The organism is Streptomyces sp. NPDC049585 (assembly GCF_040675615.1).
Classification (GTDB): Bacteria; Actinomycetota; Actinomycetes; order Streptomycetales; family Streptomycetaceae; genus Streptomyces; species Streptomyces luteosporeus.
In genome coordinates this window covers 1-25,952 of the sequence record NZ_JBFAPE010000046.1, presented here as the reverse complement: position 1 = coordinate 25,952, position 25,952 = coordinate 1, and the positions used below count along the sequence as shown (strand labels likewise).

Annotated in this window: 21 protein-coding genes and 1 riboswitch; of the genes, 7 read left to right on the top strand and 14 right to left on the bottom strand. The window is 73.8% G+C overall.

The features are described 5' to 3' along the window. Nucleotides 1-273: 273 nt before the first annotated feature. Nucleotides 274-1,536, bottom strand: coding sequence for a HAMP domain-containing sensor histidine kinase (locus tag AB0K17_RS28595; RefSeq protein ID WP_365969969.1), 1,263 nt, complete (start codon nucleotides 1,534-1,536; stop codon nucleotides 274-276). 6 nt (nucleotides 1,537-1,542) lie between these two features. Continuing rightward, nucleotides 1,543-2,196, bottom strand: coding sequence for a response regulator transcription factor (locus AB0K17_RS28590; RefSeq protein ID WP_365969968.1), 654 nt, complete (start codon nucleotides 2,194-2,196; stop codon nucleotides 1,543-1,545). A gap of 255 nt (nucleotides 2,197-2,451) precedes the next feature. Here AB0K17_RS28590 and AB0K17_RS28585 point away from each other — a divergent pair, with 255 nt between their 5' ends. Further along, entirely contained in the window at nucleotides 2,452-2,619 is a 168-nt protein-coding gene (locus AB0K17_RS28585; RefSeq protein ID WP_365969967.1) for a hypothetical protein, read from the top strand. Nucleotides 2,620-2,851: 232 nt separating this feature from the next. On the opposite strand, the gene AB0K17_RS28580 is transcribed toward AB0K17_RS28585, so the two are convergent. Further along, a complete protein-coding gene (locus tag AB0K17_RS28580) occupies nucleotides 2,852-3,652 on the bottom strand; it encodes an inositol monophosphatase family protein (protein WP_365984747.1) in 801 nt (266 codons plus the stop codon). Nucleotides 3,653-3,666: 14 nt separating this feature from the next. Then, nucleotides 3,667-4,803: a ferrochelatase gene (locus tag AB0K17_RS28575; RefSeq protein ID WP_365984746.1), complete on the bottom strand. Its 1,137-nt coding sequence runs from the start codon at nucleotides 4,801-4,803 to the stop codon at nucleotides 3,667-3,669. 139 nt (nucleotides 4,804-4,942) lie between these two features. On the opposite strand from AB0K17_RS28575, the gene AB0K17_RS28570 reads away from it, so the two are divergent. Both AB0K17_RS28570 and AB0K17_RS28565 read left to right on the top strand, forming a co-directional pair. Beyond that, nucleotides 4,943-6,181 carry an MFS transporter gene (locus AB0K17_RS28570; protein WP_365969964.1) on the top strand — a complete coding sequence of 413 codons (1,239 nt, stop codon included), beginning with the start codon at nucleotides 4,943-4,945 and terminating at the stop codon, nucleotides 6,179-6,181. Beyond that, on the top strand, nucleotides 6,147-7,535 hold the full coding sequence (locus AB0K17_RS28565) for a D-arabinono-1,4-lactone oxidase (RefSeq protein ID WP_365984745.1): 1,389 nt from the start codon (nucleotides 6,147-6,149) through the stop codon (nucleotides 7,533-7,535). Before AB0K17_RS28570 ends, AB0K17_RS28565 begins: the two co-directional genes overlap by 35 nt. 13 nt (nucleotides 7,536-7,548) lie before the next feature. Here AB0K17_RS28565 and AB0K17_RS28560 read toward each other — a convergent pair whose 3' ends face one another. Then, nucleotides 7,549-8,490, bottom strand: a complete 942-nt coding sequence (locus AB0K17_RS28560; protein ID WP_365984744.1) for a hypothetical protein — start codon at nucleotides 8,488-8,490, stop codon at nucleotides 7,549-7,551. A 367-nt stretch (nucleotides 8,491-8,857) separates the two neighbouring features. Between AB0K17_RS28560 and sepH the strand changes: the two genes are divergently transcribed. Continuing rightward, complete coding sequence (gene sepH, locus AB0K17_RS28555; protein ID WP_365984743.1) at nucleotides 8,858-9,928, top strand: septation protein SepH; 1,071 nt, start codon at nucleotides 8,858-8,860, stop codon at nucleotides 9,926-9,928. Nucleotides 9,929-10,156: 228 nt separating this feature from the next. On the opposite strand, the gene AB0K17_RS28550 is transcribed toward sepH, so the two are convergent. Beyond that, a complete protein-coding gene (locus AB0K17_RS28550; protein ID WP_365984742.1) occupies nucleotides 10,157-10,993 on the bottom strand; it encodes a sulfurtransferase in 837 nt (278 codons plus the stop codon). A 172-nt stretch (nucleotides 10,994-11,165) separates the two neighbouring features. On the opposite strand from AB0K17_RS28550, the gene AB0K17_RS28545 reads away from it, so the two are divergent. Beyond that, the gene (locus AB0K17_RS28545; RefSeq protein WP_365984741.1) at nucleotides 11,166-11,969 is read left to right on the top strand and encodes a VOC family protein; all 804 of its coding nucleotides are present in this window, start codon (nucleotides 11,166-11,168) and stop codon (nucleotides 11,967-11,969) included. 246 nt (nucleotides 11,970-12,215) lie between these two features. Here the strand turns inward: AB0K17_RS28545 and AB0K17_RS28540 are convergent, their stop codons facing one another. From AB0K17_RS28540 to AB0K17_RS28525, 4 genes are all read right to left on the bottom strand, one after another. Then, nucleotides 12,216-12,872 (bottom strand): thymidine kinase, encoded by a 657-nt coding sequence (locus AB0K17_RS28540; RefSeq protein ID WP_365966957.1) that lies wholly within the window; start codon nucleotides 12,870-12,872, stop codon nucleotides 12,216-12,218. A 63-nt stretch (nucleotides 12,873-12,935) separates the two neighbouring features. Continuing rightward, nucleotides 12,936-14,156, bottom strand: a complete 1,221-nt coding sequence (locus AB0K17_RS28535) for a nucleotide pyrophosphatase/phosphodiesterase family protein (RefSeq protein ID WP_365966956.1) — start codon at nucleotides 14,154-14,156, stop codon at nucleotides 12,936-12,938. Next, the gene (locus AB0K17_RS28530; RefSeq protein ID WP_344433883.1) at nucleotides 14,156-14,752 is read right to left on the bottom strand and encodes a DUF5998 family protein; all 597 of its coding nucleotides are present in this window, start codon (nucleotides 14,750-14,752) and stop codon (nucleotides 14,156-14,158) included. The genes AB0K17_RS28535 and AB0K17_RS28530 overlap by 1 nt, the downstream gene beginning before the upstream one ends. Nucleotides 14,753-14,849: 97 nt before the next feature. Beyond that, nucleotides 14,850-17,624, bottom strand: coding sequence for a GNAT family N-acetyltransferase (locus tag AB0K17_RS28525; protein ID WP_365984740.1), 2,775 nt, complete (start codon nucleotides 17,622-17,624; stop codon nucleotides 14,850-14,852). A gap of 154 nt (nucleotides 17,625-17,778) precedes the next feature. Here AB0K17_RS28525 and AB0K17_RS28520 point away from each other — a divergent pair, with 154 nt between their 5' ends. Next, nucleotides 17,779-18,060, top strand: a complete 282-nt coding sequence (locus AB0K17_RS28520; protein ID WP_225660929.1) for an HPr family phosphocarrier protein — start codon at nucleotides 17,779-17,781, stop codon at nucleotides 18,058-18,060. A gap of 124 nt (nucleotides 18,061-18,184) precedes the next feature. Here the strand turns inward: AB0K17_RS28520 and AB0K17_RS28515 are convergent, their stop codons facing one another. From AB0K17_RS28515 to AB0K17_RS28500, 4 genes are all read right to left on the bottom strand, one after another. Continuing rightward, nucleotides 18,185-18,856 carry a GntR family transcriptional regulator gene (locus tag AB0K17_RS28515; RefSeq protein ID WP_365966964.1) on the bottom strand — a complete coding sequence of 224 codons (672 nt, stop codon included), beginning with the start codon at nucleotides 18,854-18,856 and terminating at the stop codon, nucleotides 18,185-18,187. 215 nt (nucleotides 18,857-19,071) lie between these two features. Continuing rightward, a complete protein-coding gene (locus tag AB0K17_RS28510; protein ID WP_365984739.1) occupies nucleotides 19,072-19,875 on the bottom strand; it encodes a peptidoglycan DD-metalloendopeptidase family protein in 804 nt (267 codons plus the stop codon). Between the two features lie 13 nt (nucleotides 19,876-19,888). Continuing rightward, nucleotides 19,889-20,048: riboswitch (cyclic di-AMP (ydaO/yuaA leader) on the bottom strand. Nucleotides 20,049-20,247: 199 nt separating this feature from the next. Beyond that, nucleotides 20,248-21,615: a pitrilysin family protein gene (locus AB0K17_RS28505; RefSeq protein ID WP_365966963.1), complete on the bottom strand. Its 1,368-nt coding sequence runs from the start codon at nucleotides 21,613-21,615 to the stop codon at nucleotides 20,248-20,250. Between the two features lie 44 nt (nucleotides 21,616-21,659). Further along, entirely contained in the window at nucleotides 21,660-23,030 is a 1,371-nt protein-coding gene (locus AB0K17_RS28500; RefSeq protein WP_365966962.1) for a pitrilysin family protein, read from the bottom strand. 246 nt (nucleotides 23,031-23,276) lie between these two features. Between AB0K17_RS28500 and AB0K17_RS28495 the strand changes: the two genes are divergently transcribed. Next, a complete protein-coding gene (locus AB0K17_RS28495; RefSeq protein ID WP_365966953.1) occupies nucleotides 23,277-25,733 on the top strand; it encodes a DNA topoisomerase IV subunit A in 2,457 nt (818 codons plus the stop codon). The last annotated feature ends 219 nt before the right edge of the window (nucleotides 25,734-25,952 follow it).

Genomic DNA, 25,952 nt, shown 5'->3' with positions numbered 1-25,952 from the left:
CCTGAAGAGGTGATCGGGACGGGTGGCGATCCGGACCGTACACCGTCCGGAAGCCGTTCCCGGCAACGCCATTTCGTGTACTTCCCGTGATCAGGACCCCCGGAAACCCCCATTTTCCCGGCGTCGGGTCACGGGGGACCACTACGGAGAGTAGATGGCCGGAAGTCCGCGCATGTGACGGATCACACACGACCGGGGTGCCGCCGGAAGCGGAACTTTCCGCCCAAAGCGAACCCGGCGAGGACATTGTCCCAGGCTTCGCGCCCGGTGTCCTCACGTGGGCAGCACGACCCTCATGATCAGGCCCCCGCCCTCGCGCGGCTCGGCCGTGATCCGCCCGCCGTGCGCCCGGGCGACCGAGCGGACGATGGACAGACCCAGGCCCACGCCCTTGTCGCTGCCCGTGCGCTCGGTGCGCAGCCGGCGGAAGGGCTCGAAGATGTTGTCCACCTCGTAGGCCGGGACGACCGGCCCGGTGTTCTCCACCACCAGCACCGACTGGCCGGGCTGGGCCTGCGTGGTGACCTCCACCCAGCCGTCCGGGGTGTTGTAGCGCACCGCGTTCTGCACGAGATTCAGCGCGATGCGCTCCAGCAGCACGCCGTTGCCCTGGACGACCGCGGGCTGCCGGGTGCCCCGCAGCTCCACACCCCTGGTCTGGGCCTCCGTACGCACCTGGTCCAGGGCCTGGGAGGCCACCTCGGCCAGGTCCACCGGTTTGCGGTCGACGATCTCGTTGTCGCTGCGGGCGAGCAGCAGCAGACCCTCGACGAGCTGCTCACTGCGCTCGTTGGTGGCGAGCAGCGTCTTGCCCAGCTGTTGCAGCTCCGGGGAGGCCCCGGGGTCCGACAGGTGCACTTCGAGCAGCGTGCGGTTGATCGCCAAGGGCGTGCGCAGCTCGTGCGAGGCGTTGGCCACGAAGCGCTGCTGCGCGGTGAAGGCCCGCTCCAGGCGGTCGAGCATCTCGTCGAAGGTGTCCGACAGCTCCTTGAGCTCGTCGTCCGGCCCGCCGAGCTCGATACGCCGGGACAGGTCCGTACCGGCCACGCGCCGCGCGGTGCGGGTGATCTTGCCCAGCGGCGAGAGCACCCGGCCGGCCATCGCGTAGCCGAAGGCGAAGGCGATCACGGCCAGCCCGAGGAGGGCGAGGAGGGAACGGCGCAGCAGTGACTCCAGGGCCATGGCGCGCTGGTCGCGCATGCAGCTGGCGAGGATGCTGTTGGCCTGGTCGGCGGTCAGCCCCGGGCTCTTGAGCGCGGGACATGAGTTGCCGGGGACCTGCACCTTGCTGCCGTCCACCAGCTTGATCAGCGGCTCGCTGCCGACGCTGAGCGCGTTGGCGGCGAGCAGGTAGATGATCGTCAGCAGCAGCACGCCCGCCATCAGGAACATCCCGCCGTACAGCAGGGTGAGCCGTATGCGGATGGTGGGGCGCAGCCACGGGAAGGGGCGGACGACCGGCTGGCGCGGGTCCCAGGTCGGCTTGGGCGGCGTCGCCGGGGGCGCTGGGGCCGGCGAGGGCGTGGCGGAGGACATGGCCGATCAGATCCGGTATCCGGAGCCCGGCACGGTGACGATCACCGGGGGCTCGCCGAGCTTGCGGCGCAGCGTCATGACGGTGACGCGCACGACGTTGGTGAAGGGGTCGGTGTTCTCGTCCCAGGCCTTCTCCAGCAGCTGCTCGGCCGAGACCACGGCCCCCTCGCTGCGCATGAGCACCTCCAGCACCGCGAACTCCTTGGGCGCCAGCTGCACCTCGCGGCCGTCGCGGAAGACCTCGCGGCGGTTGGGGTCGAGCTTGATACCGGCCCGCTCCAGGACGGGCGGCAGGGCGACGGTGGTGCGCCGGCCGAGCGCCCGGACACGGGCGGTCAGCTCGCTGAAGGCGAAGGGCTTGGGCAGGTAGTCGTCCGCGCCCAGCTCCAGGCCGGCCACGCGGTCGCTGACGTCGCCGGAAGCGGTCAGCATCAGCACGCGGGTGGGGATGCCGAGCTCCACGACCTTGCGGCAGACGTCGTCACCGTGGACGAGCGGCAGGTCACGGTCGAGGACTATCACGTCGTAGTCGTTGACGGCGATGCGCTCCAGGGCGGCGGACCCGTCGTACACGACGTCGACGGCCATGGCCTCCCGGCGCAGTCCGGTGGCAACGGCGTCTGCGAGCAGCTGCTCGTCCTCGACGACGAGTACGCGCACGGCGCTGGTCCTTTCCTTCTCATCCAAGGATGTGTTCGTCAGGGTGTTCCTCCATCCTGCCTCGGATGTCGATAAACCGGCTGTAAGAGTCGACCGGATGCGATGTTTCCGCCTCGGCGGGGATGGGGAAGACGTCTGCACACCCGCGATCACGCTCTGACGTACGCATCCGCGTACGCGGGTACCCCGTACGTGATCGTTCATCGCCGTGGCACACCCCCGTGCCGCCCATCCACGACGAGGGGGCGCAGTTCCATGGACGCGTTCACCGCTGGCATCCTGCAGCGCATAGAGAGCACCCGGTCCGGCCTGGACCACGCCCGGCGCACGGGCGACGACTACCTCGCCGACGTCGAACAGGCGGAGCTCGAGGAGCTCCACCGACTGGCCGCCGAACACGGCGTCCACGTGAGTCCGGCCTAGCGCCGGAGCACGACGGTGCCCCGCACCCGAAAGGGTGCGGGGCACCGGTGCGTCAGCGCCCCGTAAGGGGCGCGGGGAACTGCGCGACCGGCCGGCGACGGCCTGCAGCTGACACGCCACCCCGGGGAGCCGGCTGCGGGCACCTCGTGGCTTGTCGCGCCCACGCGGCGGAGCCGCACATCGACAACGCCCCGCGCCCCTACGGGGCACCGCACGATCCGCCGGACACGGCCTAGTCGTGCCAGGCGCCCAGGGCCTCCAGGCGGGCCTGGAGGGGCTCGAACAGGCCCTCGGGGGCGGCCACCGCGAGCTCGCCGGAGGCCGGCTCGCCGGGGCGGCCGCCGGTGAGGGCGCCGGCCTCGCGGGCGATGAGGGCGCCCGCCGCGAGGTCCCAGGGGTTGAGCCCGCGCTCGTAGTAGCCGTCGAGGCGGCCGCAGGCCACGTCGCACAGGTCGATCGCCGCGGCCCCGGCGCGCCGGATGTCGCGGACCTCGGGCAGCAGGGCGCGCACGACCTCCGCCTGGGCGGCGCGGCGGGCGGTGAGGTAGCCGAAGCCGGTGGCGATCAGCGCCTGCCCGAAGGGCGGCGCGGGCCGGCACCGCAGTCGGCGCTCGCCCAGCCACGCGCCGCCTCCGCGCACGGCGTGGTAGGTCTCGCCGCGCTGGGGGGCGGCCACGACGCCCACGACCGCCTCGCCGTCCAGCTCGGCGGCGATCGACACTGCCCAGGACGGCAGGCCGTAGAGGTAGTTGACGGTGCCGTCGAGCGGGTCGACGACCCAGCGCACGCCGCTGGTGCCCGGGGTGCTCGCGCCCTCCTCCCCCAGCAGGCCGTCGTGCGGGCGGTGCTCGGCGAGGAAGTCGGTGATGAGCTTCTCGGCGGCGATGTCCATCTCGGTGACGACGTCGACGGCGCTGGACTTGGTGGCGGCCACGCCGAGGTCGGCGGGGCGGCCCTGCTGCAGGAGCGTTCCGGCGAGTTCGGCGGCCTGCAGGGCCACTGCGAGCAGTTCGTCTGTGAGGGTGTCGGTCACGGAAGCGGTGCTCCTTACGCGTACGGGCTGTCGGCGCCCGCGGCGGCGGGCCGGGGGGCGCGGGCCGGGCAGCAGCCGACGGGGCAGACGTCGTGGGAGGGGCCGAGCGCGCCCAGGGCGCAGCGCTCGGGCCGCTCGCCGCGCTCGGTGGCGGCGCGCTCCAGGACCAGCTCGCGCACGGCGGCGGCGAAGCGCGCGTCGGCGCCGACGGTGGCGGCGCGGGCGACGGGCAGGCCGAGCTCGGCGGCCTTGGCGGTGGCCTCGGTGTCGAGGTCGTACTTGACCTCCATGTGGTCCGAGACGAAGCCGATGGGGACCATCACCACGGCGGGCGCGCCGGCACCGTGCAGGCTTTCGAGGTGGTCGCAGATGTCCGGTTCCAGCCAGGGGATGTGCGGGGCGCCGCTGCGCGACTGGTAGACCAGCTGCCAGGGTCGCTCGACGCCGGTCTCCTCCCGCACCGCCCGCACGATCGTGCGGGCGACGTCCAGGTGCTCGGCGACGTAGGCGCCGCCGTCGCCGTGCGCCGGTGCGGGGCCGGAGGTGTCCGCGGCGGCGGTGGGGATGGAGTGGGTGGTGAAGGCCAGGTGGGCGCCGTCGCGGACGTCCTTGGGCAGCTGTTCGAGGGCGGCGAGGGTGGCGTCGACCATGGGCTGCACGAAGCCGGGGTGGTTGAAGTAGTGGCGCAGCTTGTCCACGCGGGGCAGCGGCAGGCCCTCGGCCTGGAGAGCGGCGAGGGCGTCGGCGATGTTCTCGCGGTACTGCCGGCAGCCGGAGTAGGAGGCGTAGGCGCTGGTGGCCAGGGTGAGCACGCGGCGGTGCCCGTCGGCGACGATCCGGCGCAGGGTGTCGGTCAGGTACGGCGCCCAGTTGCGGTTGCCCCAGTAGACGGGCAGGTCCATGCCGTGCGTGGAGAAGTCCTGTTGGAGGGCGCCCAACAGCTCGCGGTTCTGCTCGTTGATCGGGCTGACGCCGCCGAAGAGGAAGTAGTGCTGCCCGACCTCCTGGAGCCGCTCGCGGGGGATGCCCCGGCCACGAGTGACGTTCTCCAGGAACGGAACGACGTCCTCCGGCCCCTCGGGCCCGCCGAAGGAGAGCAACAGCAGGGCGTCGTACGGGGCGTGGGCTGGCTGATCTGACAGGTCCGGCATGGCTCCGATCCTGCCACCCGGCACTGACAGCCGGAAATTCCCTACGCCGTCGGGCGGCGCGGTCGTAATCTGTATCGACCACGAACGTTCCTTACGGCGCCCTCGTCCCGCCGCTCGCCCGTTCTTCAGGGAGCCGTCCTTGCCCAGTCCCTATCGCGCGATATTCGCCGCCCCCGGCACCAAGGGGTTCGCGGCGGCCGGCTTCATAGGCCGGCTGCCGCTGTCGATGACCGGCATCGGCGTGGTGACGATGATCTCGGCGATCACGGGCCGCTACGGCCTGGCGGGTGCGATATCCGCCACGATCGCCCTGTCGGCCGCGGTCGTGGGCCCGCAGATATCGCGCATGGTGGACCGGCACGGGCAGAGCAGGGTGCTGCGTCCGGCGACCGTGGTGTCGCTGCTGGCGCTGGCCGGGCTGCTGGTCAGCGCGCATCAGCGCTGGCCCGACTGGACGCTGTTCGTCTTCTCCGCCGGTGCCGGCTGCGTGCCGAGCATCGGGTCGATGGTGCGGGCCCGGTGGGCGGCGATCTATTCGGGTTCCCCGCGGGACCTGCACACCGCCTACGCGGCGGAGTCCGTCATCGACGAGGTGGTCTTCATCCTCGGGCCGATCCTGTCGGTCGGTCTGTCCTCGTCGTGGTTCCCGGAGGCGGGCCCGCTGCTGGCCGCCTGCTTCCTCGCGGTCGGCGTCTTCTGGCTGACCGCGCAGCGCGCCACGGAGCCGCGGCCGCACCCGCACACCGACCACTCCGGCGGCTCGGCCCTCGCCTCCCGCGGCCTGCAAGTACTGGTGGCCGTGTTCGTGGCCACCGGTGCCCTCTTCGGCGCGATCGAGGTGGTCACCGTGGCCTTCGCCGAGGATCAGGGCCACAAGTCGGCCGCGAGTCTGCCGCTGGCCGTCTACGCGCTCGGCTCGGGCATCGCGGGCCTGGTCTTCGGCCTGCTGCACCTGAAGGGCGACGCGGCCCGGCGTTGGGTCGTGGGCGTGTGTGCGATGGCCGTGAGTATGATCCCCCTCCAACTGGTCGGGAACCTGCCGGTCCTGGCCGTGGCGCTCTTCGTCGCGGGCCTGGCCATCGCGCCGACGATGGTGACGACGATGGCCCTCGTCGAGCAGCACGTACCGCGCGCGAAGCTGACCGAGGGCATGACCTGGACGAGCACGGGCCTCGCGGTCGGGGTGGCGCTGGGGTCGTCGGCAGCCGGCTGGGTGGTCGACGGGTTCGGGGCGCGGGCGGGGTACGCGGTGCCCGGCGCGGCGGGGCTGCTCGCGGCCGTCGGCGCGTTCCTCGGATACCGCCGGCTGCGGCCGGCGCCTGAGCGGGTGGGGGTACGCGCCGATGCGGGCGACGACGAACAGCAGCTCATCTCGTAATACGTCATCCGGCACCGCCGGAAGCACGGACGGACGCACGACCGGACGCAGGCTGCGCGGCGGCGCGTGGCGCAACTGGGCGGGCACCGTCACCGCCCGGCCGGCCCGGACGCTGGCCCCGGCCTCGGCACAGGAGCTCGCCGAGGCCGTCGCACGGGCCGCCGCGGACGGCCTGAGGGTCAAGGCGGTCGGCAGCGGCCATTCCTTCACCGCCGCGGCCGCCACCGACGGACTGCTGGTGCGGCCGCAGCGGCTGGCCGGCGTCCTGGGCCGGGACCGGGCGGCGGGCACGGTCACGGTGGCCGCGGGGACGACGCTGCGGCAGCTGAACCGGGCGCTGTCCGCCCGCGGCCTGTCGCTGACGAACATGGGCGACATCATGGAGCAGACCGTCTCGGGGGCGATCAGCACCGGCACCCACGGCACGGGCCGCGCCTCCGCGTCGCTGGCGGCCCAGGTCCGGGGGCTGGAGCTGGTGACGGCGGACGGCTCGGTGCTCACCTGCACGCCCGAGGAGAACGCGGAGGTCTTCGCCGCCGCCCGGCTCGGGCTCGGGGCCCTGGGCGTCATCACCGCGGTGACCTTCGCCGTGGAGCCGGAGTTCCTGCTCACCGCCCGCGAGGAGCCGATGCCGCTGCACGCGGTGCGGGAGGACTTCGAGGCGCTGGTCGAGGAGAACGAGCACTTCGAGTTCTACTGGTTCCCCCACACCAGAAGCTGCATCACCAAGCGCAACAACCGTGCCGCCGGTCCCCCGGCCCCCCTGGGCCGCGCCGCCGGCTGGGTGCAGGACGAACTGCTGTCCAACGGCGTCTTCCGCGCCGCCTGCGCACTCGGCCGCACCGTGCCCACCACCGTGCCGGGCATCGCCGCGCTCTCCAGCCGCGCCCTGTCGGCCCGTACGTACACCGACGTGCCGTACAAGGTCTTCACCAGTCCCCGCCGGGTGCGCTTCGTGGAGATGGAGTACGCGCTGCCGCGGCAGGCCGCGATGGAGGCGCTGGGCGAGCTGGAGGCGATGATCGAACGGATGCGGCTGCGCGTGAGCTTCCCCGTGGAGGTGCGCACCGCCCCGGCCGACGACGTCCCGCTGTCGACGGCGCAGGGGCGCGAGACGGCGTACCTCGCGGTGCACATGTACCGCGGCACGCCGTACCGCGCCTATTTCAGCGCCGCCGAGCGCATCATGACCGCGCACGGGGGCCGCCCGCACTGGGGGAAGCTGCACACCCGCGACGCCGGTCACCTGGCGGCGCTGTATCCGCGCTTCAAGGAGTTCACGGCGGTCCGGGACCGGCTGGACCCGGACCGTGTCTTCGGCAACGACTACCTGCGGCGCGTCCTCGGCGAGTGAGCCGGGCCGCGGATCAGGAGGCGGTGCCGGCGGACGGGCCCGTGCCGGTGCCGCCGGCCGCCGCGTTCCGGCCGCCCTGGCCGCTCGGGCTCTGGCCCGGCTGCGGCGAGGACGACTGGCCGGTCCCGCCGCCCTTGCCGTCGTCGCCCTTGCCGCTGTCCGGGGAGGTGCTGGGGCCGGGCGTCGGGGTGGACGTGCTGCCGCCGGAGGGGGACTGCGAGGGCCCGGGCGACTGCTTGCCGGTGCCGTCGCCGGGCTGCGACGCGCCGGGGGACGGGGTGGAGCCGCTGTCGTCCTCGTCGCCGGGCGTGGTGTTCCCGTCCGGGGTGCGGTCGTGGGAGGGGTCGTGCTGCTCGTCCTGGCCGCCACCGCTGTCCGGGCGGAAGAGGCGGCTGACGGTGGTGCCGCCCTTGTCGCCGTCCGCGCTGGAACCGGAGGCCAGCTCCACCGCGGTCACGGTGCCCATGGCCAGGACGAAGACGGCTCCGGCGGCCAGCAGGGAGCGCTTCCAGCCGCGCAGCCGGGTGCCGTGGACGGTGCCCGGGGAATACGCGTCGGAGTACCCGGAAAATGCGGTCGGCGAGTCGTCGAAGCGCGCCTGTTCGTGCGCGCCGGGGTACGCACCGGCGTGCGCCCCGGGCTGTGCCCGACGCGCCCGGTCCACGGCCCGGCCGGCCGCGCCGACGGGGACCTTGCGCAGCTTGGCGGCGGACTGGGCGCCGGTGGCGTCGCGCAGCTGCTCGCCCGTACGTCTGAACAGGTGGTGAAAGAGCGTGCCACCCGTAGTGGCCACGATGCTGACGACACCGGCACCGGCGACGGTCCCGTAGACCCCGAGCTTGCCGGCGAGCAGGGCGGCGATCACGGCTGCGAGGGCACTTCCGGCCACCTGTGCGACGCTCAGGTCCACACGCTTGACCTTGGCTTTTTCCTCGCTTTCGGGTTTTTCGTCCATCTCCAGCCTCTGTCGGTGCGTTCCGTCCCTCTTGTGGTCCGAAGAGACATTCGAGCCTAACGAACAGTTCCGGATCCGGCGATTGTGTGAACCACACCACCCGTGGGAAGGGCTACCGGCCGAGGGGTGCGCTCCAACTCCCCTGACGCGGGTGAACTTCGCTGGCGCGCCGATCCACCCCCAGTGGCCCGAATGGAGTACTGTGACGAGCCCTGGCCCCAATATCCCGTCCGGTCGCCCGGATCCGAACGGAACGGACGGAACGGACGGGAGGGGCCCGGGCGGCTCTGGCCCCGTCAACTCGGCAAGGTTGTGGCAGGCTGCTACCCGGGCAGGCCACACTCGACTAGCGGAAGCAGCGACGCAGGTGACGTCGGCAGGCACCACCCGGGAGGTCCCCATGCCCGAACTGCGTGTCGTGGCAGTCTCCAACGACGGCACACGGCTGGTGCTCAAGGCGGCAGACAGCACGGAGTACACGCTGCCGATCGACGAGCGGCTGCGCGCCGCCGTGCGCAACGACCGTGCACGGCTGGGCCAGATCGAGATCGAGGTCGAAAGCCACCTGCGACCGCGCGACATCCAGGCCCGCATCCGGGCCGGCGCCTCCGCCGAGGAGGTCGCCCAGCTCGCGGGCATCCCCGTCGAGCGGGTACGGCGCTTCGAGGGCCCGGTCCTGGCCGAGCGCGCATTCATGGCCGAGCGCGCCCGCAAGACTCCTGTGCGCCGCCCCGGCGAGAGCGCCGGCGGCCCGCCGCTGGGCGAGGCCGTCGCCGAGCGGCTGGTGCTGCGCGGCGCCGACAAGGACACCGCCCAGTGGGACTCCTGGCGCCGCGACGACGGCACCTGGGAGGTGCTGCTCGTCTACCGCGCCGCCGGCGAGCCGCGCGCGGCGAGCTGGACGTACGACCCGCCGCGCCGGATCGTTCAGGCGCTGGACGACGAGGCCCGCGCGCTCATCGGCGAGACCGACGAGGCACCCGAGCCGAGCTTCCCGTTCGTCCCGCGCATCGCCCGCCTGCCGCGCGAGCGGGGCCTGGACCGGGACCGGCAGGTGCCGGCCCCCTCATCGGAGCCGGAGGCACCCTCCGGCGAGGCCGCGGAGGAACCGGTCAAGGAGCGGGACTCCCTGACCAGCCTGCTGGAGGCGGTGCCCAGCTTCCGCGGCGACATGGTGGTGCCCGAGGCGCCCCCGGCCCCCACGGAGCCCCCGCGGGAGGACGAGGCGGAGATCGCCGAGCCGCCCGCCCCGGCGGCCAGCGCCGGCTCGGCCTACGCGGACGTGCTCATGCCGCGGTCGGTCGCCGGGCACCGCGAGCGCCTGGTCGGCACCACGGACCGCCAGGCCGAGGCGGACGGCGTCCGCCCCGGCCGGCGTGCGGCGGTGCCCAGCTGGGACGAGATCGTCTTCGGCACCCGCCGCAAGAAACAGGACTGACCGGGCGCCCCGTAGGGGGCGCGAGGCCGCAGACAGGGGGCCGCGCTTCGCCCCCGGGCCTCGGGGTAACACGTCGACTGCGGACCGTCAGTGGCCGATCGCGCAGTTCCCCGCGCCCCGTAAGGGGCGCGGGGAACTGCGCGACAAGCCACAACGCACCCGCAGACGGGGGGCCGTGTCGCGCCCAGGTGGCGGCAGCCGCAGGGCGCTGCACGATCCGGGCAGGCCCTAGCCCGGCTGGGCCCCCGTGGCCACCGGGCGGGCGGGGTCGGCCACCCACTCGCTCCACGAACCGGCGTACAGGGCCGCGTCGATCCCCACGACCGCCAGGGCCAGCAGCTGGTGGGCGGCCGAGACGCCGGAGCCGCAGTAGACCCCGACCTCCACGCCGTCCTTCACGCCCAGCCGCGCGAACCGCTCCGCCAACTCGGCGGCCGGGCGCAACAGCCCCTGCTCGGTGACGTTTTCCGTGGTGGGGGCCGAGACGGCACCGGGGATGTGGCCGGCGACGGGGTCGATGGGCTCGACCTCGCCCCGGTAGCGCTCCGCGGCGCGCGCATCCAGCAGCAGTCCGCGCCGGGCCAGGGCGGCTGCGCCGTCCGCGTCCAGCAGCGGCAGCGCGCCGGGCGCGGGCACGAAGTCGCCCTCGGCCACGTCCGGTACGCCGCTCTCCAGTGGCCGGCCCTCGGCCTGCCAGGCGGCGAGCCCGCCGTCGAGCACCCGTACCGAGGGGTGGCCGGCCCAGCGCAGCAGCCACCAGGCGCGGGAGGCGGCCCAGCCGGTGCCGCCGTCGTAGACCACGACGGGCCGGTCCGCGCGGACCCCGGCCCGGCGCATCGCGGCGCCGAACTGCTCCACGTCGGGCAGCGGGTGACGGCCCTTCGGCCCGGGCGGGGCGGCGAGCTCGGCGTCGAGGTCGACATACACGGCGCCGGGCAGGTGCCCGGCCTCGTATTCCGGACGGCCGTTCGGGCCGCCGAGCTGGTAGCGGATGTCCAGGAGCGTGGGCGGCCGTTCGCCGGCGGCCTCGTTCGCCCACTGCGTCACGGTGATGATGGGGTCCATACCCCCATCCTGGCGTATCCCCGTTGCGCCGAACGGCCCCCTGGCCCAACTGCGCGATGCTGATCGATACTGGACGGCGCCGCCGCGGGCCCGAAGCCGGCCGCGATTTTGGGGCATTCTCTGCGGGAACCGTGAAGCGCGGCCACCACGACGGTCCGAGGAGAAACTGACGATGACCGATGTACGGGGCTCCTTCGAGCACCGCGAGGCGGAACCCGGGCGGCAGGTGCCGGGCACACCGTGCTGGACCAGTCTCCTGGTGCACGACCTGGAAGCGATCAAGGAGTTCTACGGCAGTCTGTTCGGCTGGACCTACCACAGCCCCGGCATGCGCCAACTGGGCCCGTACGTACGGGCGGCGCTCGACGGCCACGACGTCGCCGGCATCGGCGAGCTGCCGCCCGACCGTCAACACGCCAACGCCTGGACCACCTATCTGGCGAGCGACGACGCCGACGCCTCCGCGGAGTGGGTGCACTGCTCCGGCGGGACGCTGGGAGTCGGCCCCCTCGCCGCCGAGGACGCCGGCCGGCTGGTGCTCGCCTCGGACCCGGCCGGGGCCTCCTTCGGGGTGTGGCAGGGACGACGGCTGTGGGACGCGCGCCCGGCCGGCCACCCGGCGGGCCCGGGCCACCCCGTCTGGCACGAGCTGGTCACCCACGACGCCTCGGCGATGCTGAAGTTCTACCGCGCACTGTTCGGCTACGAGGCCAAACCGGCCGGCGACGCGCAGACCGACAAGCTCGTGCTGCACGTGGACGGCCGGCCCGTGGCCTCGGTCACCGGCGCGGGACCCGCACTGCGCCAGCCGCACTGGCTGACGTACTTCGAGGTGGCCGACGTGGACGCCGCGGCCGCGCGGGTGGGCGCACTGGGCGGCCGGGTGGTCACGGCGCCGCACCGCACGCCGGCCGGGCGCACGGCGACGGTCGCCGACCCCGAGGGCGCGGTCTTCGCCCTGCGGAGCGCCCCGTAAGGGGCGCCGTGGTGGCGCGTGACGAAGGTCCGGCCGGACAACGGCCTGGGGCGTGTCCGGCGGATCATGCAGGGCCCCGTCAGGGGCGCGGGGAACTGCGCGATCAGCCAGCGACGGCCCGCAGCCGACGCGCCGGGGCGAAACGCAGCCCCCCATCTGCGGGCGCGTCGTGGCTTGTCGCGCAGTTCCCCGCGCCCCTTACGGGGCGCCGTGGTGGCGTGTGACGAAGATCCGGCCGGACACGGCCTAGGCGGCGTCGGGGTCGACCGGCAGCACGTCCGGAGAGAGGGCGGCCGCGCGGGCGGCGGCGGACGTCAGGCGGCGGCGGTGGTGGCGCCGGCACAGCACCTCGTACCCGACCACGGTCTCGGGCTGGTTCACGTCTCCCACCACGATCTGCTCGCCCTCGACGACCATGTGGCCGCCGATCGTCCGGGCGTTGTGGGTGGCCCGCGCCCCGCACCAGCACAGCGCCTCGACCTGCAGCACCTCGATGCGGTCGGCCAGCTCCACCAGGCGCTGGGAGCCGGGGAAGAGCCGGGTGCGGAAGTCGGTGGTGATGCCGAAGGCGAAGACGTCCAGCTCCAGGTCGTCGACGACCCGGGCCAGCTGGTCTATCTGCTCGGGGGCGAGGAACTGCGCCTCGTCGCAGATGACGTAGTCCGCCCGGCCGCCCGCGGACAGGTGGGCCACGACGTGCGCATAGAAGTCGAACCCCTCCCCCGCCTCGACCGAGTCGGTCACCAGGCCCAGGCGCGAGGAGAGCTTGCCCTCGCCCGCACGGTCGTTGCGGGTGAAGATCAGGCCCTGCAGGCCGCGTGCCGAGCGGTTGTGCTCGATCTGCAGAGCGAGGGTGCTCTTTCCGCAGTCCATCGTTCCGGAGAAGAACACCAGCTCGGGCATGGGGAGGCCAGGGCCTTTCGTCGGTCGGTCCATCGAAGGGGGTCGCTCGCGTCGGACGCGCGGTCAGGTGCGGACTTCGAGCAGCGGCACGAGCTGCTCGACGGGCGTCATCGAACCGTGCAGGCCGACCATCGTCGACTCGTTCGGCTCGGTCTCGGTGGCCACGATGGCGATGTCGTCGCGGGCGGCCGCGACCACGTCGCCGATGCGGCCGTGCACCCGGTCGTCGACGCCCGCGCCGGGCGGCCCGAACCAGCCGGCCTCGATCGCCTCGTCGCGCCCCGCCACCCACATCTGCTCGCCGAGCACCTCGCGCCACACCGCCAGCACGTCGGCCGCCGCGCCGGGGACGGCGTACACATGGCGGGCCCGGGCCTCGCCGCCCAGCAGGGCGACGCCGGCGCGCAGCTCCCAGTCGTGGTCGAAGTCGATCCGCGACTCGGGGTCGAACGGAATGTCGATCATGCCGTGGTCGGCGGTCACGTACAGCGCGGAGCGCGGCGGCAGCTGCTCGGCCAGGCGCCGGGCGAGCAGGTCCACGTACATCAGCTGGCCGCGCCACTCCTCGGAGTCCACGCCGAAGCGGTGGCCCTTGCCGTCCACCTCGCTGTAGTACGTGTAGACGAGCGCGCGGTCGGCCGCGGCGAGCCGGTCGGCGGCGAAGTCCATCCGCTCCTCGCCGGACAGCCGCCCGTGGAAGGTGCCGCCGCTGAGCGCGATCCGCGTCAGCGGGGTGTGCTCGAAGTCGGGCGCGGAGACCTGGCAGGTGGCGATGCCCGCCGCGTCCGCCAGCTGGAAGACGGTGGGGTACGGCTGCCAGGCGTGCGGATCGGTCCACGGACGCCAGCGCAGCTGGTTCATCAGCTGCCCCGTCGCCGGGTCGGCCACCGTGTAGCCGGGCAGGCCGTGCGCGCCGGGCGGCAGGCCCGTGCCCACGGAGGCCAGCGAGGTCGCCGTGGTGGAGGGGAAGCCCGCGGTCATCGGCCGGCCGGTGCCGCCCAGGGAGGTGGACAGCAGCGAGTGCAGGAAGGGCGCCTCGTCCGGGTGCTCGCGCAGCAGCTCCCAGCCCAGGCCGTCGATGAGGAAGACGCAGACCCGGTCGGCGGGCTCCAGGTGCAGGCCGGAGGTGAGGCCGGGCACGCCCAGGCCCGCGGCGACGGAGGGCAGCAGGTCGGCGAGGGATCCGGTGCCGTAGCGCGGCAGCGGGGCGTCGCGGGGGTCGAGCGGGGCCGGCTCGGGCCAGGCGGAGCCGGCGGCCAGGGGGCCCGGGGTGGATCCGGCCATCACCGGCCGGTCGCCGCGGAGGCCACCGTGGCCTCGGAGAGCGCCTGGGCGAAGTCCAGGGTCTGGCGGACGGTGTCGGGGCCGTCGCCGGCCTCGCTCACCCGCAGGCTGAGGTCGTCGGCCGTGGAGGAGCCGGTGTAGCCGTGGTCGGCGTCGCAGTTCGGGTCGCCGCAGGCGGCCGGCTCGAGGTCGATGCGGGAGACCGCGCCCCAGCCGATGGTGAGGACGACCTCGCGCGGCAGGGTGCCGGGGGTGTACGCCTCGGGGTTGGCGACGACGCGGCTGAGCACGACGGAGGAGATGCGCTCCAGCTTCACGGACTCGGTGGAGGTCGTCGCGTACGGCGAGGGCGAGGTGCCGTCGGCGGCCTGCTCGTCGGTGTGGCTGACGATGAATCGGGTGTCGGTGAGCACCAGCACGGTCACATGGCGGCGCACCTCGTTGGAGTCGAACGTCGTCTCCTGGTGGACCAGGTACGACGCGACCGGCTCCCCGCCCACGGCGGCCTCCACCGCCTCGGCCACGAGAGCCGGGTAGTAGCCGCTGCGCTCGATCGCCGCGCGCAGCCCCTGGGTGGTCGTACCGGTCTTCGCCATGGCTCCCATCCTACGGGGCGTACGAGGCCCGTCCGTCGCCGAACCCCGGCCGCGGCCGGTTGCGGACCGCGTTGCGGCCGGGGCCCGCAGCCGGGCTCTAGGAGCGGGGAAGACTGCGGGGGCCGAGGTCGCCGCGGGCCGGCGGGGCGGCCAGACGTATCGAGGCGCCCAGGACGTGCACCCCCTGCTGGGCGACGATCACCGGCTCCAGGTCGGCGCCCACGACCTCGGGGTGGTCGTCCACCAGCCGGGACAGGCGCAGCAGCAGCTCCTCCAGGGCCGGGGTGTCCACCGGGGCCGAGCCGCGCCAGCCGAAGAGCAGGGGCGCGGTGCGCACGGAGCGGATGAGATCGGCCGCGTCGCGGTCGGTGACCGGAACGAGACGGTGGGCGGTGTCACCGAGCAGCAGCGAGGGCGCGCCGGCCAGACCGAAGGAGAGCACGGCGCCGGCGGCGGGGTCGATCACCGCCCGGACGACGGTGTCGACACCGCGCGGCGCCATGGACTGCACGACCAGGCGCAGCTCCGCGGGCCCCCCGAGCAGCTCGGTCAATTCCGCGTACGCCCTGCGCAGTTCGCCCTCGCCGCCGAGGTCGAGCCGTACGCCGCCGAGGTCGGCGCGGTGCCGCAGGTGGGGGGCGGTGGGCTTGAGCGCCACGGGGAAGCCCAGGCGCCGGGCGGCGTGCACGGCACTGTCGGCGTCGGGGGCCGGCAGCGCGGGCAGCACGGCGATCCCGTACCGGGCGAGCAGCCGCTGGGTGTCGGCGGCGGAGAGGGTGACGGCCCGGTCGGTGGCCCCGTGGGCGGCGAGCAGCACGGCGATGTCGGCGGCGGCCCCGTCCTCGTCGATGTCCTCGAACTCCGGCACCCGGCCTCCGACGGCCACCTCGCGCCGCCAGCGTGCGTACCGCACGGCCTCGGCCAGCGCTCCGACGGCCCGCTCGGCCGCGGGGTAGGCGGGGATGCGCACGGCGGGCACGGGGGCGTCGCCGGGCGGGGCGCCGTCGGCGGGGGCGGCGAGGGCCTGCGGGAGGCCGGGGATCTCCAGGTGGACGACGGCCACGGGCTTGGGCGTCGGCGCGCCGGCCACGGCCTCGCGCAGGGCGGCGGCGAGGTCGGGCGCGGAGGCGGCGGGGGCGGTGTCGCCGACCCAGGGGATGGCGGTGACGAGGACCGCGTCGCACGCCCGGTCGGCCAGGGCCTGGGCGAGGGCCGTGCGGAAGTCGGCGGGCGTGGCGGCGGTGGTGAGGTCGCGCGGGAGCAGCGGGCGCAGGCCGGCCGTCAGGCAGGCGTCGTAGGTGAGCAGGGTGAGGGAGTCGGAGTTGCCGAGGATGGCGACGCGGGGCCCGGCGGGCAGCGGCTGGGAGGCGAGCAGCAGCCCGGTGTCGGCGAGCTCGGTGACCGTGTCGACCCGGATGACGCCGGCCTGGCGCAGCAGGTCGGAGACGGTGGCGTCGGGGATGCGGGTGGTGGGCACGGCGTGCCCGGCGGGCGCGGCGGCGCCGTGCCGGGCGCCCTTGACGACGACGAGCGGTTTGCGGGCGGCGGTGCGCTTGGCGAGGCGGGTGAACTTGCGGGGGTTGCCGATGGACTCCAGGTACATCAGGGCGACGTCGGTGTCGGGGTCGTCGTGCCAGTACTGCAGGAGGTCGTTGCCGGACAGATCGGCGCGGTTGCCGGCGGAGACGAAGGTGGAGGTGCCGGCGAGGCCGGCGGCGCGCCGGTGCAGCTCGGAGAGCAGGGCGATGCCGATGGCGCCGGACTGGCTGAAGAGCCCGACCCGGCCGGGCGGCGGCAGCTCGGGGGCGAGGGAGGCGTTGAGCCGGACGCCGGGGGCGGTGTTGATCAGCCCGAGGGCGTTGGGGCCGATGACCCGCATGCCGTACGTGCGGGCCTGCCGGACGAGCTCGCGCTGGCGCCGGCGCCCGTCGGCGCCGCTCTCGGCGTACCCGGCGGAGAGGACGACCAGGCCCTGGACGCCGTGCCGGCCGCAGTCGGCGACGACGTCGGGCACATGGGCGGCGGGCACGGCGACGACGGCGAGGTCGACGGGGTCGGGGATGCGCGTGACGCAGCGGTGGGCGGGGACGCCCTCGGGTTCGAGGCGGGTGAGCTCGTGCGGGAAGGCGTGGTTGACGGCGTGGACGCGCCCGGCGAAGCCGCCGGCCAGCACGTTGCGCAGGACGGTGCGGCCCATGCCGCCGGCCTCGCGGCCGGCGCCGACGACGGCGATCGAGCGGGGGGCGAGCAGGCGCTGGACGGAGCGGGCCTCGGCCCGCTGCTCGCGGGCGCGCTGGACGGCGAGGGAGGCGTCGGTGGGCTCCAGGTCGAGTTCGAGGCGGACGACGCCGTCCTCGAAGCTGCGTTTCTGGGTGTAGCCCGCGTCCGTGAACACCTTGATCATCTTGGTGTTGGCGGGCAGCACCTCGGCCGTGAAGCGGCGGATCGCGCGTTCGCGGGCGACGGCCGCGATGTGTTCGAGGAGGGCGGAGGCCACGCCGCGGCCCTGGTGGGCGTCCTGGACGAGGAAGGCCACCTCGGCCTCGTCGGCGGGAGCGCTCGCGCGCAGGCCGCGGGCGTCGATGCGGTCGTAGCGGACGGTGGCGATGAACTCCCCCGCGACGGTCGCCGCGAGGCCGACCCGGTCGACGTAGTCGTGGTGGGTGAAGCGGTGCACGTCCCGGTCGGACAGGCGCGGGTAGGGCGCGAAGAAGCGGTAGTACTTGGACTCGTCCGAGACCTGCTCGTAGAAGCTCACCAGGCGCTGCGCGTCGTCGGGCGCGATGGGGCGGATCTGGGCGATGCCGCCGTCGCGCAGCACGACGTCCGCCTCCCAGTGGGCCGGGTACGCGTGCTCGGGCGGCGTCTGCATGGGGCCAGGGTAAGGCCGCCCGCCGACAGCCGGCCCGGGCCGGGCGGGCCCGTGTCCACGGGCCGGACGGCGCAGCCGGGCGGGCGGGCCGGGGCACCGTGGCCCCCGTGCCACAATGGTCTAGACAACCACTGTCGACTCGAAGGGCAACACCATGGTTGAGCGCCGCGTCAACGTCGGCTGGGCCGAGGGCCTGCACGCCCGGCCCGCGTCGATCTTCGTCCGTGCGGCGACCGCCGCCGGCGTCCCCGTGACGATCGCCAAGGCGGACGGCAACCCCGTCAACGCCGCGTCCATGCTCGCCGTGCTGGGCCTGGGCGCCCAGGGTGGCGAGGAGATCGTCCTGGCCACCGAGGCCGAGGGTGCCGAGGCCGCGCTCGACCGCCTGGCCAAGCTGGTCGCCGAGGGGCTCGAGGAGCTTCCGGAGACCGTCTGATCCACGGATCCGACCACAACCTTCCGCGGCGGGGCCGCGGCGACCCGCACCGCGGCCGCCGCGGCCCCTTCGTGTTGCGTTCCGTAGGGGCGCCCGTGGTCTTGGCGGACTCGTGCGCAGGCTGCTACGCAGGCCGCAGGCGGAACTCGCCGGGCGGCCGCCCGGCCCTGCGGGTGGCGAGCTCCCGGGCCCGCTCGGCATCGCCGCGGGCCACCGCGTCCACCAGCGCCCCGCACGTCTCCCACGCCTCCAGCGGGCGCACCGGCGGCACCGGCACGTACACCCAGGCGATCTTGCGGCGCAACTGGGTGAGGAGCGCGGCGAGGCTGGGGCTGCCGGAGGCCTGGGCGAGGGTCTCGTCGAACCAGTCGCCGAGCCGGCACAGCTCCCCCACCCGGTCCGCGCGGGCCCGGTCGCGGCCCAGCCGGACCAGCCCGCGCAGCACCTTCAGGTGCGCCTCGGTGCGCCGCTGCGCGGCCCGCGCGGCCCCCAGCGGCTCCAGCAGGGCGCGGACGTCCAGCAGGTCGGCGGCCTCGCGCTCGCTGGGCTCGGCTACGCAGGCGCCCGCGTGGCGGCGGGTGGTGACGAACCCTTCGGAGGCGAGGGTGCGCAGGGCCTCGCGCACGGGGACCCGGGAGACGCCGTAGCGGCGGGCGAGGAGTTCCTCGACGAGCCTGCTGCCGGGCGGGTGGACGCCCGCGACGATGTCGTCGCGGATGGCGGCGCACACGGCGTGCGCGGACAGCCGGCGGGCGCCCTCCCGGACTCCGCCGCCGGTGGGTCCGGGGAAGGTCACCGTGCCGGCGCCGTCGCCGTTCACGAACGGTCTCTCATCGCTGCACCTCCGGATGTGCCCCGTCGCCTGACGCCCATTCAGCGACTCTATGCGAGCCGGCTGGGCATTTCCGATGGCGCCTCCTGCCGCACGGACACCTTTCGGCCAGCCCGTACGGTGCACGAAGGCCCCGGCCGCAGGGGCCGGGGCCTTGTTCGCGTCGGGCGCGGGGGCCGTCAGACGTTGACGCCGTGCGAGGCCAGGTAGGCGATCGGGTCGATGTCGGAGCCGTAGGTCGGGGCCGTGCGGGCCTCGAAGTGCAGGTGCGGGCCGGTGACGTTGCCGGTGGCGCCGGACAGGCCGATCTGCTGGCCGGGGGTGACCGACTGGCCGACCGAGACGTCGATGGACGACAGGTGGGCGTACTGCGTGTACGTGCCGTCGGCCATCTGGATCACGACGTTGTTGCCGTAGGCGCCGCCCCAGCCGGCCTCGACGATCGTGCCCATGCCGACCGCGTGCACCGAGGTGCCGGTCTCGGCGTGGAAGTCGATGCCGGTGTGGCTGCCGGAGGACCACAGGCCACTGGAGGCCTTGTAGGAGGTCGAGACGTAGGAGCTGTCGAGCGGGCTGACGAACGTCCCCAGGCGCTTGCGCTCGGCGTCGCGGGCGGCACGCTCCTTGGCGGCGCGCTCCTCGTCGAGCTTGCGCTGGGCCTCCTCGGCGCGCTGCTTGGCCTCGGCGGCCAGCCTCTTGGCGTTGGTCTCGGCCTGCTGACGGGCGTTGGCCTCGTCGGCGATGCCGCGCTGGGTCTCGGCCTGGGCGTCGACGTTGCCGGCCATGACGTCACCGATGACGACGGCCTGGCTCAGGCCGGTGTCCTCGGGGCGCTGGGAGTCGTCGGAGGCGGCGAAGGCCGGGGCGGCGACACCGGCGACCACACCGGCGGCGGTCAGCGTGGCGATACCCGCGACATTGGCGCCCACGCGCACGGCGCGGCTCGGACGACGGTGCTTCCCGGTGGGACGGGTGAACGACATGGCTGTCGCTGATCCTTTCCTTCCTTCTCGCCTACCGGGTTAGCTGACGGGTTCGGAGCAGGAAGGTCTCCTACGGTCCCCTCGTGAAAGGGAACCGATTCACCCCAGGGGACTTTGGGTCCCCGGCTCCCTGCGACCCCGGGGGGCCGCGTGGGACTCGGCGATGGCTGCCCGGGACCGCGGTTTGCGGCTCCGATCTGACGGACTGCCGAGCTGACGCTAATCGCCTTCAGATTCGATCGGCAAACAGAAGTGGGTTTTTATGACGTACGCCACACGACCAACACGCAACCACCGCCTGAAAGTGGACATAAAGGTGGCGCGTGGGTCCCCCTGGGACCCACGCGCCACCTCAGTCGAACTGATGCTCCGTCAGGCCGAGATCACCGTCACCGGGCCGATGCCCAGCGCCTTCACGGGCTCGGCGATCTGCGCCGCGTCACCGACGAGCACCGTCACCAGCCGGTCCGCCGGGAAGGCGCTCACGACGGCGGCCGTGGCCTCCACCGTGCCGGTCTGCGCGAGGCGTTCGTACAGATGCCCCTGGAAGTCGTCCGGCAGGAACTGCTCGACCTGGTCGGCGAGCGTGCCGGCGACGGCGGCCGCCGTCTCGTACTTCAGCGGGGCGACGCCCACCAGGTTCTGCACGGCGACGTCGCGCTCCTGGTCCGTCAGACCCTCGGCGGCCAGCGTGCGCAGCACCGTCCACAGGTCCTCGAGGGCGGGACCGGTGTTGGGGGTGTCGACGGAGCCGCTGATGGCGAGCAGGGAGACGCCGGTGCCCTCGGGCGAGGACAGCAGCACCTGGCCGAAGGAGCGCACGCCGTAGGTGTACCCCTTCTCCTCGCGCAGGACGCGGTCCAGCCGCGAGGTGAGGGTGCCGCCGAGGCAGTACGTGCCGAGGACCTGGGCCGGCCAGACGCGGTCGTGCCGGTCGGAGCCGGTGCGCCCGATCAGCAGCTGGGTCTGCACCGCACCGGGACGGTCGACGATGACGACGCGGCCGGTGTCGTCGGCGGTGACGGGCTGCGGGGCGCGCCGCTGCGCCGGCGCGCCCGTCCACGCGCCCAGCGACTGCTCCAGGACGTGGTCGAGGTCGGTGCCGGTGAAGTCGCCGACGACCACGGCGGTGGCCGCGGCGGGCCGCACATGGGCCTCGTAGAAGGCGCGCACGGCGGCGGCGTCGATGCGCTCGACCGTCTCCTGGCTGCCCTGGCGCGGCCGGGACATCCGGACGTCGGCCGGGAAGAGCTCGGCGGCCAGCGCCATGGCCGCCCGGCGGGCGGGGTTGGCCAGCTCGTGCGGGATCTCGTCGAGGCGGTTGCGCACCAGGCGCTCGATCTCGCCGTCGGGGAAGGCCGGGGCGCGCAGGGCGTCGGCCAGCAGGCCGAGGGCCTTGGGCAGCCGGGAGGCCGGCACCTCCAGGGACAGCCGTACGCCCGGGTGGTCGGCGTGGGCGTCGAGGGTGGCCCCGCAGCGCTCCAGCTCCGCGGCGAACTCCTCGGCGCTGAGCTTGTCGGTGCCCTCGGAGAAGGCGCGGGCCATGATCGTGGCGACGCCGTCCAGGCCCTCGGGCTCGGCGGCCAGCGGGACGTCCAGGACGATCTCGACGGCGATGACCTGCTGCCCGGGGCGGTGGCAGCGCAGCACGGTCAGGCCGTTGGGCAGCTGCCCGCGCTCGGGGGCCGGGAAGGCCCAGGGGGTGGGCAGGCCCGGCTTGGGCTGGGGGTGGAACACCATCGAGGGGCCGGCGGTGTCCGTCGTGCTCGCGGCTACGGCGTCGCTCACTGGGCCGTCTCCTCTTCTTCGATCTCGGTGGCGTTCTTGATGGTGTCCTCGTCGACCGTGGGCGCGGTCTGCGGCGTGGGCTCGTAGACCAGCACGGCACGGTTGTCGCGGTGCAGGCGGGCCTTGGCGATCTGCTGCACCTCCTGCGGGGTCACCTCCAGGACGCGCTGGACGGCGGTGAGCGCCAGCTGCGGGTCGCCGAAGAGCGTGGCGAAGCGGCACAGCTCGTCCGCCCGGCCGCTGACGGTGGCGAGCCGGTCCAGCCACTCGCGCTCCAGCTGGGCCTGGGCGCGCTCCATCTCCTCGGGGGTGGGGCCCTCGGCGGCGAAGCGGGTGAGCTCCTCGTCGACGGCGGCCTCGATGTCGGCCACCTCCACGCCGCCGGACGCCTTGACGTCCAGCCAGCCCAGCGAGGGCGCCCCGGCCAGGCGCAGCAGGCCGAAGCCGGCGGCGACGGCGCTGCGGTCGTGGCGCACCAGGCGGTTGTGCAGGCGGGAGGACTCGCCGCCGCCGAGGATGGTCAGCGCCACGTCGGCCGCGTCCGCCTCGCGGGTGCCGTCGTGCGGCAGGCGGTAGGCGGCCATCAGGGCGCGCGAGGGCACCTCCTCGCGGACGACCTCGCGCAGCTCGCGGCCGATGTTCTCCGGCAGGGCGCCGTCGCGCGGGGGCTGCTTGCCGTCGTGCGCGGGGATGGAGCCGAAGTACTTCTCGATCCAGGCGAGGGTCTGCTCCGGGTCGATGTCGCCGACCACGGACAGGACGGCGTTGCCCGGCGCGTAGTAGGTGCGGAAGAAGGCCCGCGCGTCCTCCAGGGAGGCGGCGTCGAGGTCGGCCATGGAGCCGATGGGCGTGTGGTGGTACGGGTGGCCCTCGGGGTAGGCCATGGCCGTCAGCTTCTCGAACGCGGTGCCGTAGGGCACGTTGTCGTAGCGCTGGCGGCGCTCGTTCTTGACGACGTCGCGCTGGTTCTCCATCGACTCCTCGTCGAGGGCGGCCAGCAGCGAGCCCATCCGGTCGGCCTCCAGCCACAGGGCCAGCTCGACCTGGTGGGCGGGCATCGTCTCGAAGTAGTTGGTGCGCTCGAAGCTGGTCGTGCCGTTGAGCGACCCGCCGGCGCCCTGCACCAGCTCGAAGTGGCCGTTGCCCTTGACCTGTGCGGAGCCCTGGAACATCAGGTGCTCGAAGAGGTGGGCGAGGCCGGTGCGGCCGTGCACCTCGTGGCGGGAGCCGACGTCGTACCAGAGGCAGACGGCCGCCACGGGGGTGAGGTGATCTTCCGAGAGCACCACCCTCAGGCCGTTGGCCAGCCGGTGCTCGGTCGCTGTCAGGCCGCCGGAACCGGCCTGTTGCGTGGCCGTGTGACCCATGGGCATGTACGTCCCTTCGATCTCTTGAGATCTCGCGGTGCCTCGCGACGACTCGCGTGATTGAGCAGTGCTGTCACTGTATGCAACCGCGCAGGCTTCCGGCGAAGTTCCCCGGGCGCGCAGGGGTCGCCTGCACGGGTGGTGACGCGTCGCGGCCGGGTCGCGGTCGGCGTTGTCGGTGGAGCGGTCCACAATGGTCCGCGTCAGATCCAGCCCCGGCAATCGATCGAAGGAGCCGCAGCCGCGATGGCCCGCCGCAGCACGAAGACCCCGCCGCCGGAAGAGTTCGAGGAGCGGATCCTCGACATCGACGTCGTCGACGAGATGCAGGGCTCCTTCCTCGAGTACGCCTACTCCGTCATCTACTCGCGCGCCCTGCCCGACGCCCGCGACGGCCTCAAGCCCGTCCAGCGCCGGATCCTGTTCCAGATGAACGAGATGGGCCTGCGGCCCGACCGTTCGCACGTGAAGTCCGCCCGCGTCGTCGGCGAGGTGATGGGCAAGCTGCACCCGCACGGCGACGCGTCCATCTACGACGCGCTGGTGCGCATGGCCCAGCCGTTCTCGATGCGACTGCCGCTGGTCGACGGCCACGGCAACTTCGGCTCGCTCGGCAACGACGACCCGCCGGCGGCCATGCGGTACACCGAGGCCCGCATGGCGGCGCCGACGTCGCTGATGACGGAGTCGATCGACGAGGACACCGTCGACTTCTCCCCGAACTACGACGGCAGCGAGCGCGAGCCGGTGGCCCTGCCCGCCGCCTACCCGAACCTGCTGGTCAACGGCTCGTCCGGGATCGCGGTCGGCATGGCGACGAACATGCCCCCGCACAACCTCGGCGAGGTGATCGCCGCCGCCCGGCACCTGATCCGCCACCCGGGCGCCGACCTCGACACGCTGATGAAGTACATCCCCGGTCCCGACCTGCCCACCGGCGGGCGGATCGTGGGGCTCGGCGGTGTCCGCGACGCGTACGAGACCGGGCGCGGCACCTTCAAGATGCGCGCGACGGTCGCCGTGGAGAGCGTCACCGCCCGCCGCAAGGGCCTGGTGGTCACCGAGCTGCCGTTCACGGTGGGTCCCGAGAAGGTCATCTCCAAGATCAAGGACCTGGTCGGCTCGAAGAAGCTGCAGGGCATCGCGGACGTGAAGGACCTCACCGACCGCGCCCACGGCCTGCGCCTGGTCATCGAGGTCAAGAACGGCTTCAACCCCGAGGCCGTTCTGGAGCAGCTCTACAAGCTCACGCCGATGGAGGAGTCCTTCGGCATCAACAACGTGGCGCTGGTGGACGGCCAGCCGCTGACGCTGGGCCTGAAGGAGATGCTGGAGGTCTACCTCGACCACCGCTTCGAGGTGGTGCGCCGGCGCAGCGAGTTCCGCCGGGGCAAGCGGCGCGACCGGCTGCACCTCGTCGAGGGTCTGCTGGTGGCCCTCGCGGACATCGACGAGGTCATCCGAATCATTCGATCGAGCGACAACGCGGCGGCGGCCAAGGCGTCACTCGTGGAGCGGTTCTCCCTCTCCGAGGTGCAGACGCAGTACATCCTCGACACCCCGCTGCGCCGCCTGACGCGGTTCGACCGCATCGAGCTGGAGGCCGAGCGGGACAAGCTCACCGAGGAGATCGAGAAGCTGACGGAGATCCTCGAGTCGGACGCGGAGCTGCGCAAGCTGGTCTCCGCCGAGCTCGCGGACGTGGCGAAGAAGTTCGGCACGGAGCGGCGCACGGTGCTGCTGGAGTCGGCCGGTGTGCCGGCGGCGGCCATGCCGCTGCAGGTCGCGGACGACCCGTGCCGGGTGCTGATGTCCTCAACCGGCCTGCTGGCCCGTACGGCCCCGGGCGAGGCCTCGGGCGCGGGCGAGGAGAGCCGCCGTGCCAAGCACGACGTGATCGTCTCGGCGGTGCCGGCGACGGCTCTGGGCGAGGTCGGCGTGGTGACGTCGGGCGGGCGGCTGCTGCGGGTGCGGGTGATCGACCTGCCGCAGCTGCCGGAGACGGCGGGCGCGCCGAACCTGGCGGGCGGCGCTCCGGTCTCGGAGTTCGTCTCGCTGGCCGACGGCGAGCAGGTGGTGTGCCTGACGACGCTGGACGAGTCCTCGCCGGGGCTGGCGATCGGCACCGAGCAGGGCGTGGTCAAGCGCGTGGTGCCCGACTATCCGGCCAACAAGGACGAGCTGGAGGTCATCTCGCTCAAGGACGGCGACCGCATCGTCGGCGCGGTCGAGCTGCGCACGGGCGAGGAGGACCTGGTCTTCGTCACCGACGACGCCCAGCTGCTGCGCTACCAGGCCTCGCAGGTGCGGCCGCAGGGCCGTCCGGCGGGCGGCATGGCCGGCGTCAAGCTGTCCTCCGGGGCGAAGGTGATCTCCTTCACCGCCGTCGACCCGGCGGAGGAGGCGGTGGTGGTGACGGTCGCGGGGGCCCGTGGCGGGCTGCCGGGCACGGCCTCGCCGGGTACGGCGAAGGTGACGCCCTTCGACCAGTACCCGCGCAAGGGCCGGGCCACCGGTGGCGTGCGCTGCCAGCGCTTCCTCAAGGGCGAGGACTGCCTGGTGTTCGCCTGGGCGGGCCACTCCCCGGCCCGGGCCGCGACGGCCGCCGGCGCCCCGGCGGAGCTGCCGGAGATCGACCCGCGCCGCGACGGTTCGGGCGTGGCGCTGGCCAAGCCGGTGGCCGTGGTGGCCGGGCCGGTGTAAAGCCGCCGCGCGGCTGGGGCGTGTCCGGCGGCACCACGGCGCCCCGTCAGGGGCACGGGGCAGCCGCGGATCGACACTGCCCCGCGCCCCTGACGGGGCAGTGCACTATCCGCCGGACAGGCCTTAGGTGTGTTGTCCCGGCAGGTTGGTGACACGGCTGGCGGGTGTTTGGCCTGCGATGCCGGTGTGGGGTCGGTGGTAGTTGTACCAGTCCAGCCA